Below are 15,844 nucleotides of genomic sequence, written 5' to 3' on the forward strand. Positions count from 1 at the left end.
CTGACGGTCAATTGAAAAGATCGTGTGAAGCTGTAGCAGGCTGGAAAGCCCTCCGGCGGGCCTCGTGTCCGGACCTTGCAACCTTCATGCCGCCTGCGGGCCGCGCGCGCCCCTCGCAGGCGGTGGCGGGCCCCTCGGGCGCTGGCCCCGGGAGTGTGTGGCCGCGCTGGCGGGCCGCCGGCCGGCCGGGCCGTCGATCCGAAGGGTTTCTGCGGGGCGGAACGGCGTTTCGAGGGCCAAATCGCCCGCATGCCGGTGTTTTCATTGCCTTGATAGCTATTAGATTAATAGCAAATGGGTGGTCGGGAAACGACGGTCCGCGTTCGCGGCGTCCCCGGGCTCTTGACTCAGATCAAGCCCCGGCCGAAAGGTTTCCACAAGCCGGGATGTGCCACCTACCATCGGCCGCACTGCATCCCCGCAGGGGCCCGCGGCGCCGTGCCGCACCGTCCGTACGAGACAAAAGCTTCTTCCCCAGAAAGGCTTCCCATGCGAAGAAATCTTCCGGTCAGCACGCAGGAATACCCGTTTCCTTCCGGCGAAACCCTGGTGTCCACCACCGACCTCAAAGGGCGCATCCTGTACTGCAACCCGATGTTCATCGAGGTGAGCGGCTACGAGCGCGAGGCCCTGCTGGGCCAGCCCCACAACCTGATCCGCCACCCCGACATGCCCGAGGAGGCGTTCCGCGACATGTGGGACACCATCGGCCAGGGCCGGCCCTGGTCGGCCGCGGTGAAGAACCGGCGCAAGAACGGCGACTTCTACTGGGTGATGGCCAACGTCACCCCGCTGATGGAAGGCGACCGCCCCGTGGGCTACCTGTCGGTGCGCACCGAGGCCACCCGCGAGCAGGTGCAGGCCGCCGACGCGCTGTATGCCCGCATGCGCACCGAGGCCGAGGCCGGCCGCCCGGTGCACGTGCTGCGCGCGGGCCGGCTGGCACGCCTGACCGCCCTGGGCCGCGTCGCGGAGTGGACCCGCATCGGCGTGGGTGGCCAGGTGGCCATGGCGTTTTTGGCCGTGCTGTTGGCCGCCTTCCTGGCGGGGCTCGTGGATGAAGCGCAGGGCCTCTTCTCGGCCGCCGCCTGGGCTGCCGTGGCCGGCGTGGCGATGGTCGCCTTCGCCCAGGTGCGCCGCGTGGCCGTGCTGCCGCTGTCGGACATGGTGCGCGCCGCCAACCGCATGGCGGCCGGCGACCTGACCGAGCGCATGCGCGTGACCCGCTCCGACGGCGTGGGCGACCTGCAGAAGGCGCTGAGCCAGCTCAACGTGAACCTGCAGTCCATCGTGCGCGATGCGCTGCAGGAGACCGAGAAGATGCGCGTGTCCAGCCGCGCCATCGCCCAGGGCAACCAGGAGCTGTCCGGCCGCACCGAGACGCAGGCCAGCAACCTGCAGGAGACGGCCGCCTCGATGGAGGAGATCACCGGCACCGTGCAGCAGACGGCCGAATCGGCCCGCCAGGCGGCCGACCTGGCGCGGCAGGCCACGGGCGTGGCCGAGCGCACCAGCGGCGCGGTGGACGGCGTGGCCGCCACCATGCAGCAGATCCAGGCTGCCTCGGGCCGCATCGGCGAGATCACGCAGCTCATCGACTCCATCGCCTTCCAGACCAACATCCTCGCGCTGAACGCGGCGGTGGAGGCGGCGCGGGCGGGCGAGCAGGGCCGGGGCTTCGCGGTGGTGGCCGGCGAGGTGCGCAGCCTCTCGCAGCGCACGCTGACCGCCGCGCGCGAGATCCGCCAGCTCATCGACCAGTCGGCCGAGAAGGTGGGCGAGGGCCGCCAGCGCACCGAGAGCGCGCAAAAGACCATGCAGGAGTCGCTGGACCTGGTGCGCCGCGTGGGCGCCCTCATCGGTCAGATCCACAGCGCGGCCAACGAGCAGCAGGCCGGCATCTCGCAGGTGAACAGCGCGGTCTCCCACCTGGACGGCATCACCCAGCAGAACGCGGCGCTGGTGGAGGAGAACGCCGCCCTGGCGCTGGAGCTGCAGTCCCAGGCGCAGACCGTGTCGGACGCGGTGCAGGTGTTCCGTGTGCACGGCGGCCCGCGCGGCGCCGTGGCGTCCGATGCCGTGGCCCTGCGCAAGGCGGCGCGCCCCGGCCCATCGCTGATCGCCGCGCGGGGGGCTTAAAGCCAAAGGCGGCGGCCATGGGCGCGCCCGGCCGGATAGCATGGGGCCCGGGGCCGATGTCCGGCCGCTACGCCCACGGCAACGCCACGCGCTGCCACCCGCACCGAATGTTGATGAAGGAGCCGCCCATGAACCCGTCCACCCCCTCCCTGTCCGATGAACTGATGGCCCAGTTGCAAGGGGCCCCGCTCCAGCAGCTGTCCAGCCAACTGGGCACCGACGCCACGCAGACCCGTTCCGCGGTGGCGACCGCACTGCCCCTGCTGCTGGGCGCGCTGGGCCGCAACGCCGCGCAGCCACAGGGCGCGGAGGCCCTGCTGGGTGCCCTGCAGCGCGACCACCAGCCGGCCGCCGGCGGCGCGGGCGGGCTGGACCTGGGCGGGCTCCTGGGGTCGCTGCTCGGCGGCGGCGGTGCCGCCAGCGGGCAGGGCGCCGACATCCTGGGCCACGTGTTCGGCAGCCAGCGCCCGCAGGCCGAGGCCGGGCTGGGCCAGGCCACGGGCCTGGGCGCCAACGCGGGGCAACTGCTGCAGTTGCTCGCGCCCATCGTGATGTCGTTCCTGGCGCAGCGCGTGCAGGCCGGTGGGCTGGATGCTGGCAGCCTGGGCCGCACCCTCGGCCACGAGCGCGACCGCGCCCAGCAGTCGGGTGGCCTGGGCGGCCTGGGTGGAGGCGCGCTGGGCAGCCTGCTCGATCAGGACGGCGACGGCCAGGTCGGCCTGTCGGACCTGGTCAAGCTCGGCGGCGGCCTGTTCGGCGGGCGACGCTGAGCTGAAAACGCAAGCGCGGTGCTAGTGTCCTGTCCCGTTAATTCGCAGGCACGATAGCTGCATGGTTTCGGGCCATCCTTGAGGTGCCGCCATGCCCAATGCAACGACCCGAACAGAAATTGCGCTTAGTGAAGTGGAGCGCGCGGAACTGACGTCCATGGCGCGATCACGTTCGCTGCCAGCGGCGTTGTCGCTCAGGGCGCGCATCGTGCTGACTTGCGAAGGCACAGATAAAGCCAGCACCGCGGTTGCGCAGGCTCTGGGGATCAGTCGTAGCACTGTCACCAAGTGGCGCGGGCGCTATGCGCGCCATCGCATTGCAGGGCTTTACGACGAGTTGCGCCCGGGTCGCCCCCGCACGGTAGATGACGAGCGTGTTGCTGAGTTGATTACCAAGACGTTGCACACCAAGCCTGCTGATGGGGGTACCCACTGGAGCACCCGCACGCTGGCCGCCGATACGGGCATCAGCAAGAGCACGGTGGCGCGCTATCTGCAGACCTTCAACCTCAAGCCGCACCGGGCCGACAGCTTCAAGCTGTCGACCGATCCGCTGTTCATCGAGAAGCTGCGCGACGTTGTGGGGCTGTACCTGAACCCACCTGACAACGCGCTGGTGCTGTGCGTGGACGAGAAGAGCCAATGCCAAGCTTTGGAGCGTACGCAGCCGATGCTGCCAATGGGGTTTGGCTATGTCGAAGGTGTCACGCACGACTACGTGCGCCACGGCACCACCACCTTGTTCGCGGCCCTGAACGTGATGAATGGCCAAGTGATCGCGCAGTGCCGGCCCCGGCATCGTCATCAAGAGTTCCTTGCCTTCCTGCGCGCCATCGACAAGGCAGTGCCCGACGAACTGGATGTGCACTGCATAGCTGATAACTACGCCAGCCACAAGCATCCAAAGGTGCGCGCTTGGTTGGCCGAGCGGCCTCGCTGGCACATGCACTTCGTTCCGACCTATTCAAGCTGGCTCAATCAGGTCGAGCGCTTCTTCTCGATCATCACCACGCGGGCAATCCGCCGTGGCTCGTTCACCAGCGTGAAGGATCTGATCAACAAGATCGACACATTCATCGCGAATTACAACCAGTCCTGCCAGCCGTTTACTTGGACAGCTACAGCAGACTCCATCCTCGAAAAACTCGCCAGACTATGCGGGCGAATTAACGGGACAGGACACTAGGGCCCGGCGACCGGCGGCGCGCGGGTTTGCAACCAACTGCATCGCCGCCCCGGACGGCTTCGCAAACCCCTGTTGCGCGCACCCCGCCGTTGGGCGGAAACTGCGGTCATCCATGCCACTTCACTCCGGGAGGCCCCATGACCGCAGTCGCCGACATCCTCAAGTCCAAGCCCCATGCCCAGGTCCACACCATCGGGCCCTCCGATTCGATGCTCGATGCGCTGCGGCTCATGGCCGACAAGGGCATCGGCGCGCTCCTGGTGATGGAGGGCGAGCAGATCGCCGGCATCGTGACCGAGCGCGACTACGCCCGCAAGGTGGCCCTGCTGGGCCGCACCTCCGGCGCCACCCAGGTGAGCGACGTGATGACCCGGGCCGTGCGCTTCGTGCGGCCGCACCAGAGCAGCGAGCAGTGCATGCAGCTCATGACCGACAACCGGCTGCGCCACTTGCCGGTGGTGGACGATGCCAACCGGCTCGTGGGCCTGATCTCCATCGGTGACCTGGTGAAGAACATCATGTCCGAGCAGCAGTTCATCATCGAGCAGATGGAGCAGTACATCACCGGCGGCCAGCGCAACTGAGGCCGCCGCGCGCCGCGCAAACCGCCCTCTAGGGATCGAGGGCGATCACCTCGTCCTGCGGCCCGGCCTCGCACCCCGGGCCCAGCGCCTGCCAGCCGCGGCGCACCACGATCTGGCGGCGGTCGTGGCATAGCTCGATGCGCTCGGCGCCCGGCATGCGATCGTGCACGAAGGCCTCCAGCGAGGCCGGCAGGCTCACCCGCATGCGCAGCGCGTAGAGATCGTCCCGCGGGTGGTCGTCCACATGCACCAGCGGCGCGAAATGCGCGGCGAACACCACGCCGTGCGATCCCAGCCCGATCGGCTCGGGCCGGTAGCCCTCCGAGCGCAGCCACGCCTGCGCGCGCTCGCGCGTCGGGGGAGCGTCGCCGGCCGGCGCCCAGGCGCTGGCCATCATCTCCGCCACCCACTGGTTGCAGTTCTGGTAGCGCGTGCTGAACGGGTACGCATTGGCGCTGTAGTCGACCGCCAGCAGGGCCAGCGCGGCGCGCTTATCCTGGGCCGTGCGCTCCAGCGCGTCGGCGGGCAGCGCGGGCAGCAGCACGATGGCAACGTAACCCCGCGACGGATCGTCCCGGCCCATCAGGAAGCCCGGGATGCCCTGGTCGAACAGCCGGGGCCGCGACTCCTCGCAGGTGTAGTACAGCTGGCGCACCGCCCACGGGCGGTCCGGCTGCGGCCGCAGCGCCAGGCCGGCGTGCGAGTAGCGCACCCCGAAGCGGCCCAGGTCCAGGCCCGAGCGCGAGATCAGCGCCACGCGCTGGCCCGAGGCGTCGAGCACCTGCTTGACCACCGCGGCAAAGCGCAGGATCCGGTCCTGATCGGTGGCGCTCAGCGACGCGGCGGCATCGCACAGGCCCCAGGTGCCGGCGTGGGCCGGAACCTCCGCCCCCAGCGCGGCGAGGCCGATGGCGGCGATCCCGGTCCAGCGCGCCAGCGCGCGCCGGGGCCGCACGCCGGATGGCAAGGTGGCGCGCCGCATCACAGGGCGAGCGGCCGGGAGTCCATCTCCTCGTACCAGTCGTCGTTCAGCACCAGGAAGAAGGCTTCGCGGGTGTCGCCGCGCGCGAACTCGAAGCCGTAGGGCCGCTCGCGCGCCTGCAACAGGTCGCTGGCGGCGAGCGGCCGCGCGCCCTGCGCCTGGCGCGGCAGGTTCAGCACGAACTCGCGCGCGGCGCCGGTCTCGGTCGCGCGCAGCCTGAGGCCCGTGGCGTCGGGCCGGCCGGGCACCTGCTCCACGCCGATCACGCGGTACTCGCCCTCGGCCAGGCGCCGGTCGCGGCCCCCGCCGCCGCTCGAAGCCGCCGACCCCGCACTGGAGGCCATGGAGGTGAACAGTTCCGCATGGCCGGGCAGGGCGGCGGCGAGTAGCGAAGACACGCACGCGGCGCGAACGAAGGCAATCAGGGGCATGGCAATTCTCGGGGCCGCGGCGGGCAGGCGGGCAGGCGGGCAGGCGGGCAGGGGGGCGGGGTGGGAGGGGATCATGGCGGCGGTCACTGGAACTGGGCGGTGAGTTCCTGCGCGCCCTTTTCGATGCCGGCCTGCGCCGCATCCAGGGTGCCGAAGGTCGCGCCGATGTTCAGCGCGTTCGGGTATTGCTTGGTGACGAAGGCGTCGAGCAACTGGTTCGACACCGCATCGAAGATCTCCACGGCATAGCTGACCGAGCCGGTGAAGGTGCCTTCCTTGCCGCGGATGCCCTGCACCAGGTTGTAGGGCCCGCCGCCGATGTCGAAGCGCGTGAAGGTGCTCAGGCCCCGTGTGGTGAGCCTGGCGCCGGTGAGCGTCACGCGCAGGCGCAGCGTGGCGGGGGCGGGCTGGGCCACGATCTGAAAGCGCGTGGCCAGCCGCGCGGTGAACTGCCGGCGCATGTCGCCGGCCAGCTGGCGCCGCTGGGCCTCGGGCACGTCCTCGAACTGGTGGTCGGGCCCGCCGTAGATCACGATGGGGTCGAGGATCACCTTGGTGTACTGGCTCCAGTCGCGGTGCGATGCCACGCGGTAGGGAATGCGGCCGGTGTCGTCGTCCAGGTTGGGCCGCAGCTGGGGCGCGGACTGCAGCCCGGTGTAGGCGATGGGCTGCGTGCTGGCGCAGCCGGCCAGGGCGGCAACGCACAGCAGGGGCAGGAGCGCCGCGGGGCGCAGAAAAGGGGTGGCATGCATGGGAGCTTCTCCAAAAGAAAGGGGCGAAAAGGGGTCCAGCCCCGGGCCGCGGGGCCAGGGGATTGGGCTATAACTGAACATGCATGTACGGTATAGTATGATTTGCCCAAGGGAGCCCTGTCAAGTAAAGAGTACAAGTTAGTTCACTTTTGGAGATGCGAATGCGGGTCAGGACCCAGGCGCGGCGGGATGCCATCGTGGAAGCGGCGGCCAAATTGTTCGAAGAGGTGGGGTACGAGGCGGCGTCGATGAACGAGCTGGCCAAGCGGCTCGGGGGCTCCAAGGCCACCCTCTACGGCTATTTCCCGTCCAAGGAGCCGCTGTTCGTCGCCGTGGTGCAGTCGCTGGCGACCTCTCACCTGGCCGACGCCACCTCCCACCTGCTGGCAGCGCTGGAAACGCGCCCGCCGATGCGGCCCACGCTGAACCGGTTCGGGGACGAGGCGCTGCAGGTGATGCTGAACGACCGCCGCGCACTCTCGGTGTATCGCATGGTGCTGGCGGACGCGGGCCGCTCCAACATCGGCGAGCTGTTCGACGGCGCCGGCCCGCGCCAGTGCATCGATGCGCTCACCCGTTTCATGGGCGCCGCCATGGCGCACGGCGAGGTGTGCGAGGGCGATCCCCAGGTCATGGCGATGCAGTTCATGGCGCTGCTCACCGCGGAAACCGGGCCGCGCCTGTACCAGCAGGACCCGCCGGCCGTCTCCGTCGCCGACATCCACGCGCGGGTGGTGCGGGCCGTCGACTTTTTCCTGCGGGGCGCGGCGCCCAGGCGCTAGGCGCGACCCGAAGCGCGCCGGCATGCCCTGCGGCACCGACGCCGATTCGGCGTCTTGTCCTGCGCATTTGCCGGGGCCGCGGGCCGGCGCGGTCGGCTCAGCCGTCGTTCAATAGGGCCATCCCCCGCCGACCCTTCTCTTTGGTCCCTTCGCCTGGAACCCGAATGTCTGCCTTGCCGTCCTGCACCGAGTCTCCCGCCGCTCCACCGCCGTCCTTGCCGGGCGGCGATTCGTCCACCCACCGTGCGCACAGCGCCTCGCGGCGCGCCGCGGCCGCGCTTGCGCCGCCGGCCGATACCCACACGCCCGCGGACCGCTATGAAGAGCTTTTCATCGAAGTGCAGCGCCAGCGCATCTTCGAAGACTCCAAGACCTTCGTGGACTGCGCCCCGCGTCAGCCGCCCGAGACCATCCTCGCGGCCTACCGCGCGCAGTGCCAGGCGCCGGACTTCGACCTGCATGCCTTCGTGCACCGGCATTTCAAGCCCCAGACCCGCGCCTGCGACGGCCCCACGGTCGAACCCGGGCTGACCATGGCGGCGCACATCGATGCGCTGTGGGACGAGCTCACCCGTCACCCGGCCCACCACCCCCCGCGCGGCTCGCTGCTGGCGCTGCCGCACGCCTACGTGGTGCCGGGCGGCCGGTTCGTGGAGATGTATTACTGGGATTCGTACTTCACCATGCTGGGCCTGGTGCGCAGCGGCCGGCGGCACCTGCTGCACACGATGACGGACAACTTCGCCTACCTCATCGACACCTACGGCCACGTGCCCAACGGCACCCGCACCTACTACCTGAGCCGCTCGCAGCCGCCGGTGTTCTCGTTGATGGCCGAGCTGTGCGAATCGTGCGCGGGGCACGGCGCCGCGCAGTACCTGCCGCAGATGCGGCGCGAATACGACTTCTGGATGGAGGGCGCGGACACCCTGGCCCCGGGCAGCGCCCACCGCCGCGTGGTGGCGCTGCCGGACGGCGCCGTGCTCAACCGCTACTGGGACGACCGCGACACGCCGCGCGAGGAATCGTGGCGCGAGGACGTGGAGACCGCCGCCCAATGCCAGCGCCCCGCGAACGAGGTGTACCGCGACCTGCGCGCCGCCGCCGAGTCGGGCTGGGACTTCAGCGCGCGCTGGCTGGACGACGGCGCCTGCGGCACCTGCCGCACGCAGACCCTGTCCACCATCGGCACCACGCGCATCCTGCCGGTGGACCTGAACGCGCTGCTGCACAAGGCCGAGACCACCATCGCCCGCCTGAGCCGCGCGGCGGGCGACACGGCCACGGCCGACGCGTTCGACCACCGGGCCCGCCAGCGTACCGAGGCCATGTCCCGCGTGCTGTGGAACGCCGAGGCCGGCGCCTTCCTCGACCACGACTGGCAGGCCGGCACGCCGCGCCCGGCGCTCAATGCCGCCACCGTGGTGCCGCTTTTCACCGGCACGGCCACGCCCGAGCAGGCCCATGCGCTGGCCGCCACCGTGCGCCGGCGCCTGCTGGTGCGGGGCGGCCTGTCCACCTCGGAGACCGCCAGCGGCGAGCAGTGGGACCGCCCCAACGGCTGGGCGCCGCTGCAGTGGATGGCGGTGGAAGGCTTCGCCGCCTACGGCACGGCCGACGAGAGCTGCCGCCAGCTGTCGGACGACATCCGCACGCGCTGGCTCAAAACCGTGCAGGACGTGTACGACCACGAGGGCAAGCTGGTCGAAAAATACTCGCTGTGCGAATCCGGCGACAGCCCCTCCACCGGCGGCGATGGCGGCGAATACCCGCTGCAGGACGGGTTCGGCTGGACGAACGGGGTGGTGCGGGGCTGGCTGCCCGATGCGGCCCGGGCGGAAACCGGCGCCGGGCCGCAGCCCGAAAAATAGCCCCACGGGTGGCCCGTGGGGCGCCAGCGCGCGCGGCCAGCGCGGCCCGGTGCTTGTCCGGGCGCGCGCCGGGCCTTGGGCAGGCTACGAAGGAATCCCCCAGACCGAGGTGGTTTTCCGGTCGGCGGTGTTGGCCTGGGTGGTCACGATGCAGGCATTGCCGTGGGTGCCGTCCGTGCCGAAGGACATCACCACCGTCGGATTGCTGGCGGGGTAGGCCAGGATGTACATCAGCGGCACGTAGATGATGCTGTCCATGTCGGTGCCGTTGTAGTGGACCTCGTTGTCGTTGTTGACGGTGAGCGTGTCGGACTGGCTGTTCGTCATGGGCGCGCCCTGGAAGGCGGACAGCGGCACCGGGTTGAACAGCGTCGAGCCGGTGATGGCCTGGCCGCCGATCGTTCCGCTCAGCGACGCCAGCGCTCCGTTGCCCGCGCTATAGCCCCGCGTCAGCTGCAGCTTGATGCCCTGGTCCGGCATGCTCAGCGTGCCCCCTTTGAAGGACATGGTGAAGGGGTTGAAGTAATACCCCTGCGAGGTCACGCCGTCCAGCGACACGCTGATCATCACGAAATTCAGGTCCCACCCGGTGTCGGGCAGCACCGTGGCGTACTGGGACTGGATGGACACGAAGGCCGTTGGCTGCAGGGGCTGGGCCGCCGTGCCCTGGATGGTGTAGTAGCCGCTGAAATCGGCCAGTTGGCAACCGCTGAGGTCGTACAGTTCCAGCGCGGGCTTCTGGGCCTTGGGAATGGTGACCAGGGACCGGGACACCAGCGAGCCACCGGTCCCCGAGATCATGTTGTTGCAGGCGAAACCTTGCTCGGCCGCCGTGCCCATGATGAGGTTGACCTTGGCGCTGCCTTGCATGAAGGTGAAGAAGTACATGTTCAGGTTGTACAGGTACGTCGTCACCGGGGCCAGCGTGCCAGTGTTGGTGCCTCCGTCGTACTGCAGCTGGTTGTCTGCCCCGATGTGCGCCACCTTGCTGCCACTGTCCTCATCGAAGTAGTCCCCTGCGAACAGGGAGGCCGGAATGGGGTTGTTGTAGGTGCTGCCCACCACCGGCACCGCCGCTTGCCCGGGCAGGGCGATGGTGCCCGAACAGGAGGCGACCGGGCCGAAGCCGCCCTGCGGCCGGGTGAATGTCAGCTGGATGGACAGCCCGCCCGTCTCCCAGGTCTGGCTGAGGGTGGTGCCGTCGAAGGTGCCGGTGAACGCATAGCGGGTGGCCGTCTTGCCGTCCAGCGAGACGATCAGCGTCAGGTCGAAAAACGGTGCGGCGGCCTGTGGGTGGACCACCATGTTGGTGTCCACGGCGAAAAAAGCCCCCACGGCATTGGCGAGCGGGTAGTAGCCGTTGAAGGGCATCAACGCCTGCGTGTCGGCATTGGCTGGAATCAGGACGCCGGGATTCTCGGCAATCCTGCCCAGGAGTTGCTGGTAGTAGGCCTCGGTGTTCTGGGTGGTGGCTGAGCGCCGAACGGACGATTGAATGTCTTGGGTCATGATGGAACGATGAGAAATGCTGGAATGGCAGCGGCGGCCACGCGGATCGGGCCGACGCCGGATGGGGCGAACGGTGGCGGTCGCCGCTTATCCGGACCCATTCCATTCCCATCGTTGGTGGTTGAACGGCTTGCGCATCGGGAACCCCCTCTCTTTGGGTGGACAAACGAATTCTTCTGCTGGGCGACGCTCCCCCACTGCAGCCGGGTGCGCCGAAGCCACGCGTCTTTTGCCTGTCTTGCAAAAGCCGTGCGGTGCCTATTTTTCGGAAGATCGTCGCCTCAGGTCAATCCGGGCACGCCAGCTTTCTCTCACAGGCTATCGGGTTTGGACTAAACCGGGATGACAGGGCCGTGAAGCCTTCGTGCGGACCGCGGCGCCCGCAGCCCCCGCCGTTCAGGGCGCGCCCGCTGCGCCCGCCATGGCGGCAGGCGCGGGTGTGCCTCGGGCAGCGCGGCGTTGCGCCGTGCAGCCACCGCTGCGGCCTGGAACCATTCGCCGGCCCTGGTTCAGGCCGCCTTCTCCACATGCGCCTGGCGCGTGTACAGGAAATCGATCACGGCCTTGCGGCTGCGCAGGTAGCGCGGGTCTTCGGCCAGGGCCACGCGGTTGCGCGGGCGCGGGATGTCCACCGCCAGCACCTCGCCGATGGTGGCGGCCGGGCCGTTGGTCATCATCACGATCTTGTCGGACAGCAGCACGGCCTCGTCCACGTCGTGGGTGACCATGACCACGGTGCTCTGCGTGCGCGCCACGATCTCCAGCAGCTCGTCCTGCAACTTGGCACGGGTGAGGGCGTCGAGCGCACCGAAGGGCTCGTCCATCAGCAGCACCTGGGGCTCCATCGACAGCGCCCGGGCGATGCCCACGCGCTGCTTCATGCCGCCCGAGATCTCGCCGGGGCGCTTTTGCGCCGCGTGCGTGAGGCCCACCATGGCCAGCGCGGCCTCGGTGCGGGCCTTGAGCTGGGCCTTCGGTTCCCGCTTGCCGAACACGCGCTCGACCGCCAGGTGCACGTTGCCTTCGCAGGTCAGCCAGGGCAGCAGGGAGTGGTTCTGGAACACCACCGCGCGCTCGGGGCCGGGGCCCTTGATCTCCTTGTTGGCGCACAGCAGCGCGCCGGCCGTGGGCACCGTGAGCCCGGCGATCAGGTTGAGCAAGGTGGACTTGCCGCAGCCCGAGTGCCCGATGAGGGCCACGAACTCGCCCTTGGCGATGGACAGGTCGATATCGCGCAGCGCCGGGAACAGCCCCTTGGCGGTCTTGAAGGTCTGGGCGACGCCCTGGACTTCGATGAATTTCGCGGGGTTGTTCATGCCTTCACCTCTTCGAACGTGAATGCCGTGGCCAGCTTGACCAGGGCGTATTCGAGCAGCAGCCCGACGATGCCGATCACGAAGATCGCGATGATGATGTTCTTGACGTTCAGGTTGTTCCACTCGTCCCACACCCAGAACCCGATGCCCACGCCGCCGGTCAGCATCTCGGCCGCCACGATCACGAGCCAGGCGGTGCCCACGGCCAGGCGCACGCCGGTCAGCATGTACGGCAGCACGGCGGGAAACAGGATGGTGGTGGCGATCTTCCACTCGGAGAGGTTGAGCACGCGGGCCACGTTCATGTAGTCCTGCGGCACGCGCTGCACGCCCACCGCGGTGTTGATGATCATGGGCCAGATCGAGCAGATGAAGATGGTCCAGATGGCGGCCGGGTTGGCGCCCTTGAACACCAGCAGGCCGATGGGCAGCCACGCCAGCGGCGACACGGGCCGCAGCAGGCTGATGAGCGGGTTGAACATGCGCGAGAGGAAGTTGAACCGCCCGATCACGAAGCCCGCGGGAATGCCCACCAGCGCCGCCAGCCCGAAGCCGACCGCCACGCGCTCCAGCGAGGCGAGCACGTTCCAGCCCACGCCCTGGTCGTTGGGGCCGTTGCGGTAGAAGGGGTTGCTGAAGACTTCCAGCGCCTGCTTCCAGGTCTCCAGCGGGCCTGGAATGCTCTGCCCGGTGGTGGAGGACACCACGGCCCACAGCCCGATCAAGAGGCCCAGGCCGCAGGCCGGCGGCAGTACCGCGAGCCAGAAGGTGCGCGAGGCGGCCGCCCAGTCGCGGGGCGCCCGCGGCGGGCTGGGCGGGGCGGATTGCAAGGGTTTTTGCCCCGATGCCGGCGTTTTGATTGCCGGTGTTGCTATCGTTTGCATAGCAGACGGGGCCGCGGCTGGGGTGGGCTCCGGCGGGGCGTGGAAGACGGCGCTGACCATGGTGGGTTCTCCTGGCGGGGGCTGGGGGCGGGCGGCTCGGGCGGGGCCCGGGGTCAGGCCTTGATCTTGAAGCTGTCGGCGTACTTGGCCGGGTCCTTGCCGTCCCAGACGACGCCGTCCATCAATTTGCTGGAACGCATGTCGCTCTTGGGCAGGGGCGCCTTGGCGGCGGTGGCGGCCTGCTTGTACAGCTCGGTGCGGTTGATCGACTTGGCGACGGCCAGGTAGTCCGGGTGGTCCTTGAGCAGGCCCCAGCGCTTGTGCTGCGTGAGGAACCACATGCCGTCGGACAGGTAGGGGAAGTTCACCGCGCCGTCGTTGTAGAACTTCATGTAGTTGGGGTCGTCCCAGGTCTTGCCCAGGCCGTTCTGGTAGCGGCCCAGGATGCGCTGGTTGATGGCGTCCACGCTGGTGTTCACGTAGGCCTTGCCGGCGATGGTTTCGGCCATCTTGTTCTTGTTGGCGAGGCCCTCGTCGATCCAGCGGCCGGCCTCCAGGATGGCGGCCGTCACGGCGCGCGCGGTGTTGGGGTACTTCTGCACGAACTCCGACGTGGTGCCCAGCACCTTCTCGGGGTGGTCCTTCCAGATGTCCTGCGTGGTGGTGGCGGTGATGCCGATGCCGTCCATGATGGCGCGGTGGTTCCAGGGCTCGCCCACGCAGAAGCCGTCCATGTTGCCCACGCGCATGTTGGCCACCATCTGCGGCGGCGGCACGGTGATGACCTTGGCCCCCTTGAGCGGGTCGATGCCGTTGGCGGCCAGCCAGTAGTACAGCCACATGGCGTGCGTGCCGGTGGGGAAGGTCTGCGCGAAGGTGTATTCGCGCTTTTCCTTGGCCATGAGCTGGGCCAGGCCCGCGCCGTCCACCGCGCCGGCATCGGCGAGCTTCTTGCTCAGCGTGATGGCCTGGCCGTTGTTGTTCAGGGTCATGAGCACGGCCATGTCCTTCTTGGGGCCGCCGACACCTAAGTGCACGCCGTACACCAGGCCGTACAGCACGTGGGCGAAGTCCAGCTCGCCGTTGGCCAGCTTGTCGCGCACGCCGGCCCAGCTCGCTTCCTTGGAAGGCACGATCTTCACACCGTACTTCTGGTCGATGCCCAGCACCGAGGCCATCACCACGCTGGCGCAGTCGGTGAGGGGGATGAAGCCGATCTTGACTTCCTTCTTTTCCGGCGCGTCGGAGCCGGCTGCATGCACTATGGAGCGCAGCGCGGGGCTCACGCCGACGGCCCCCACGGCGGCGGCCTGCAGCACGGTGCGGCGGTGGAGACTGGTTTTGGACAGGTCGGTCATGGAAGGCATCCCTTGGCTTGGCTGGCAACGTGGAAAAACAAAAAAGGCGTCCTCACACGCCCGCAGGCTGCCTTGGGGGCAGCGCCGCGAGCGGTGGGGACGCCTTTGTCCGGGTTCTGCCAGGTCGCACCCGCCATTGGGTGGGGCCTGGCAATCGACCAACGTTGGTCTTGCCTCCGTCATTGCAAGCCTTGTGCCAGAGCGGACCATACGGGATGTTTGCTATTGTTTTTGTAGCGATATGCCCTAGTGTTGATTGCGCTGGAGGCCTTTTGGGCTCGAGCCGTCCGGCGCCGGGCGCCGCGTGGCCCTGCGCCGAAGCGGGCCAATGCGGGCCGCGGCGCGTGCAGGGCCAGGCACGGAAGCCGCGCGATGGTGCAGTGCCGCACTGCCCTTGTGCAGCGCCGCCGGCCGCGCCGGTCAGCCCAGCAGGTCCGCCACGTCCAGCATGCGCTGGGCCACCTCGACCAGCTTCATGCCCTTGTCCATCGCGCTCTTGCGCAGCTTGTCGTAGGCGGCCTGTTCGGTCAGGCCCTGGCGCTGCATCAGCAGGCCCTTGGCGCGGTCGATGGTCTTGCGGTCCTTCAGCTCGCTGCGCGCATCGGCCAGTTCGGCGCGCAGGGCCTGCTCGTGCTGGAAGCGCGCCATCGCCACGTCCAGGATGGGGCGGATGCGCTGGGGCGACAGCCCGGCCACGATGTAGGCCGACACGCCCGCGGCCACCGCCTGCCGCACGTGGGAGGGGTCGTCGTCGTTGGTGAACATCACGATGGCGCGGGGCGCATCGCGGGTGGCCATTACCACGTGCTCCAGCGCATCGCGGGCGTCGCTTTCGGCGTCCACGATCACCAGGTCGGGCTGCAGCTGCGCGAGCCGCTCGCTCAGGAACACGTCGGCCGGCAGCGTGGCCACCAGGTTGAAGTTGTTTTCCAGCAGGCCGATGCGCAGCGCCCGCGAGCGCTCGGCCTGCAGCTGGGCGTGCTCGTCGTCCTCGGCACCCACCGCCAGGTCGGGGGCCACCACCACGATGCGCAGAGAGTCGGTCATGCCCCAAGCTTAAGCAATAAATACGCCCATCCTGGTGCGCCGCCGCGGTGCAAACCCAATGGATCGCGGCGGAGGCCCGAAAGCGCACTGTGCGGGTGCATTAGCACCGCTTTCGGCCTGGGATGGAAATTGCTAATGAATGTAACTTGCTATGGAGCAGGGGTTACCCGATAGCGTAAGACCCTTCGGTCTTATATACATCCGGATACATGTAAACCACTGAATGGATTGGA

Annotated in this window: 14 protein-coding genes; 6 read left to right on the forward strand and 8 right to left on the reverse strand. The window is 68.8% G+C overall.

Annotation, left to right across the window (positions count from 1 at the left end):
• The first annotated feature begins 489 nt into the window (after positions 1–489).
• From M5C96_RS07730 to M5C96_RS07745, 4 genes are all read left to right on the forward strand, one after another.
• The gene (locus M5C96_RS07730) at positions 490–2,139 is read left to right on the forward strand and encodes a methyl-accepting chemotaxis protein (protein ID WP_272568310.1); all 1,650 of its coding nucleotides are present in this window, start codon (positions 490–492) and stop codon (positions 2,137–2,139) included.
• Positions 2,140–2,267: 128 nt separating this feature from the next.
• A complete protein-coding gene (locus tag M5C96_RS07735; protein ID WP_272568312.1) occupies positions 2,268–2,909 on the forward strand; it encodes a DUF937 domain-containing protein in 642 nt (213 codons plus the stop codon).
• A 91-nt stretch (positions 2,910–3,000) separates the two neighbouring features.
• Entirely contained in the window at positions 3,001–4,095 is a 1,095-nt protein-coding gene (locus M5C96_RS07740) for an IS630 family transposase (protein ID WP_272563777.1), read from the forward strand.
• 137 nt (positions 4,096–4,232) lie between these two features.
• Positions 4,233–4,679, forward strand: coding sequence for a CBS domain-containing protein (locus tag M5C96_RS07745; protein ID WP_272568313.1), 447 nt, complete (start codon positions 4,233–4,235; stop codon positions 4,677–4,679).
• Between the two features lie 28 nt (positions 4,680–4,707).
• Here M5C96_RS07745 and M5C96_RS07750 read toward each other — a convergent pair whose 3' ends face one another.
• From M5C96_RS07750 to M5C96_RS07760, 3 genes are all read right to left on the reverse strand, one after another.
• Positions 4,708–5,661, reverse strand: coding sequence for a DUF2145 domain-containing protein (locus M5C96_RS07750; RefSeq protein WP_272568314.1), 954 nt, complete (start codon positions 5,659–5,661; stop codon positions 4,708–4,710).
• Positions 5,661–6,092, reverse strand: a complete 432-nt coding sequence (locus tag M5C96_RS07755; protein WP_272568315.1) for a hypothetical protein — start codon at positions 6,090–6,092, stop codon at positions 5,661–5,663. Before M5C96_RS07755 ends, M5C96_RS07750 begins: the two co-directional genes overlap by 1 nt.
• 83 nt (positions 6,093–6,175) lie before the next feature.
• Entirely contained in the window at positions 6,176–6,844 is a 669-nt protein-coding gene (locus tag M5C96_RS07760) for a DUF3313 domain-containing protein (RefSeq protein ID WP_272568316.1), read from the reverse strand.
• A 161-nt stretch (positions 6,845–7,005) separates the two neighbouring features.
• Here M5C96_RS07760 and M5C96_RS07765 point away from each other — a divergent pair, with 161 nt between their 5' ends.
• Positions 7,006–7,626 (forward strand): TetR/AcrR family transcriptional regulator, encoded by a 621-nt coding sequence (locus tag M5C96_RS07765; protein ID WP_272568317.1) that lies wholly within the window; start codon positions 7,006–7,008, stop codon positions 7,624–7,626.
• A gap of 164 nt (positions 7,627–7,790) precedes the next feature.
• Positions 7,791–9,497 carry an alpha,alpha-trehalase TreF gene (gene treF / locus M5C96_RS07770; protein WP_272568319.1) on the forward strand — a complete coding sequence of 569 codons (1,707 nt, stop codon included), beginning with the start codon at positions 7,791–7,793 and terminating at the stop codon, positions 9,495–9,497.
• 84 nt (positions 9,498–9,581) lie between these two features.
• Here the strand turns inward: treF and M5C96_RS07775 are convergent, their stop codons facing one another.
• The 5 genes from M5C96_RS07775 to M5C96_RS07795 form a co-directional block, all read right to left on the reverse strand.
• Positions 9,582–11,006 (reverse strand): hypothetical protein, encoded by a 1,425-nt coding sequence (locus tag M5C96_RS07775; protein WP_272568320.1) that lies wholly within the window; start codon positions 11,004–11,006, stop codon positions 9,582–9,584.
• 509 nt (positions 11,007–11,515) lie between these two features.
• Entirely contained in the window at positions 11,516–12,322 is an 807-nt protein-coding gene (locus tag M5C96_RS07780; RefSeq protein ID WP_272568321.1) for an ABC transporter ATP-binding protein, read from the reverse strand.
• A complete protein-coding gene (ntrB, locus tag M5C96_RS07785; RefSeq protein ID WP_272568323.1) occupies positions 12,319–13,266 on the reverse strand; it encodes a nitrate ABC transporter permease in 948 nt (315 codons plus the stop codon). Before ntrB ends, M5C96_RS07780 begins: the two co-directional genes overlap by 4 nt.
• Positions 13,267–13,319: 53 nt before the next feature.
• On the reverse strand, positions 13,320–14,564 hold the full coding sequence (locus M5C96_RS07790; RefSeq protein WP_272568326.1) for a CmpA/NrtA family ABC transporter substrate-binding protein: 1,245 nt from the start codon (positions 14,562–14,564) through the stop codon (positions 13,320–13,322).
• Between the two features lie 420 nt (positions 14,565–14,984).
• Positions 14,985–15,611, reverse strand: a complete 627-nt coding sequence (locus M5C96_RS07795; RefSeq protein WP_272568327.1) for an ANTAR domain-containing response regulator — start codon at positions 15,609–15,611, stop codon at positions 14,985–14,987.
• Positions 15,612–15,844 lie beyond the last annotated feature (233 nt).

This window comes from Acidovorax sp. GBBC 1281, assembly GCF_028473645.1.
GTDB lineage: Bacteria > Pseudomonadota > Gammaproteobacteria > Burkholderiales > Burkholderiaceae_C > Paracidovorax.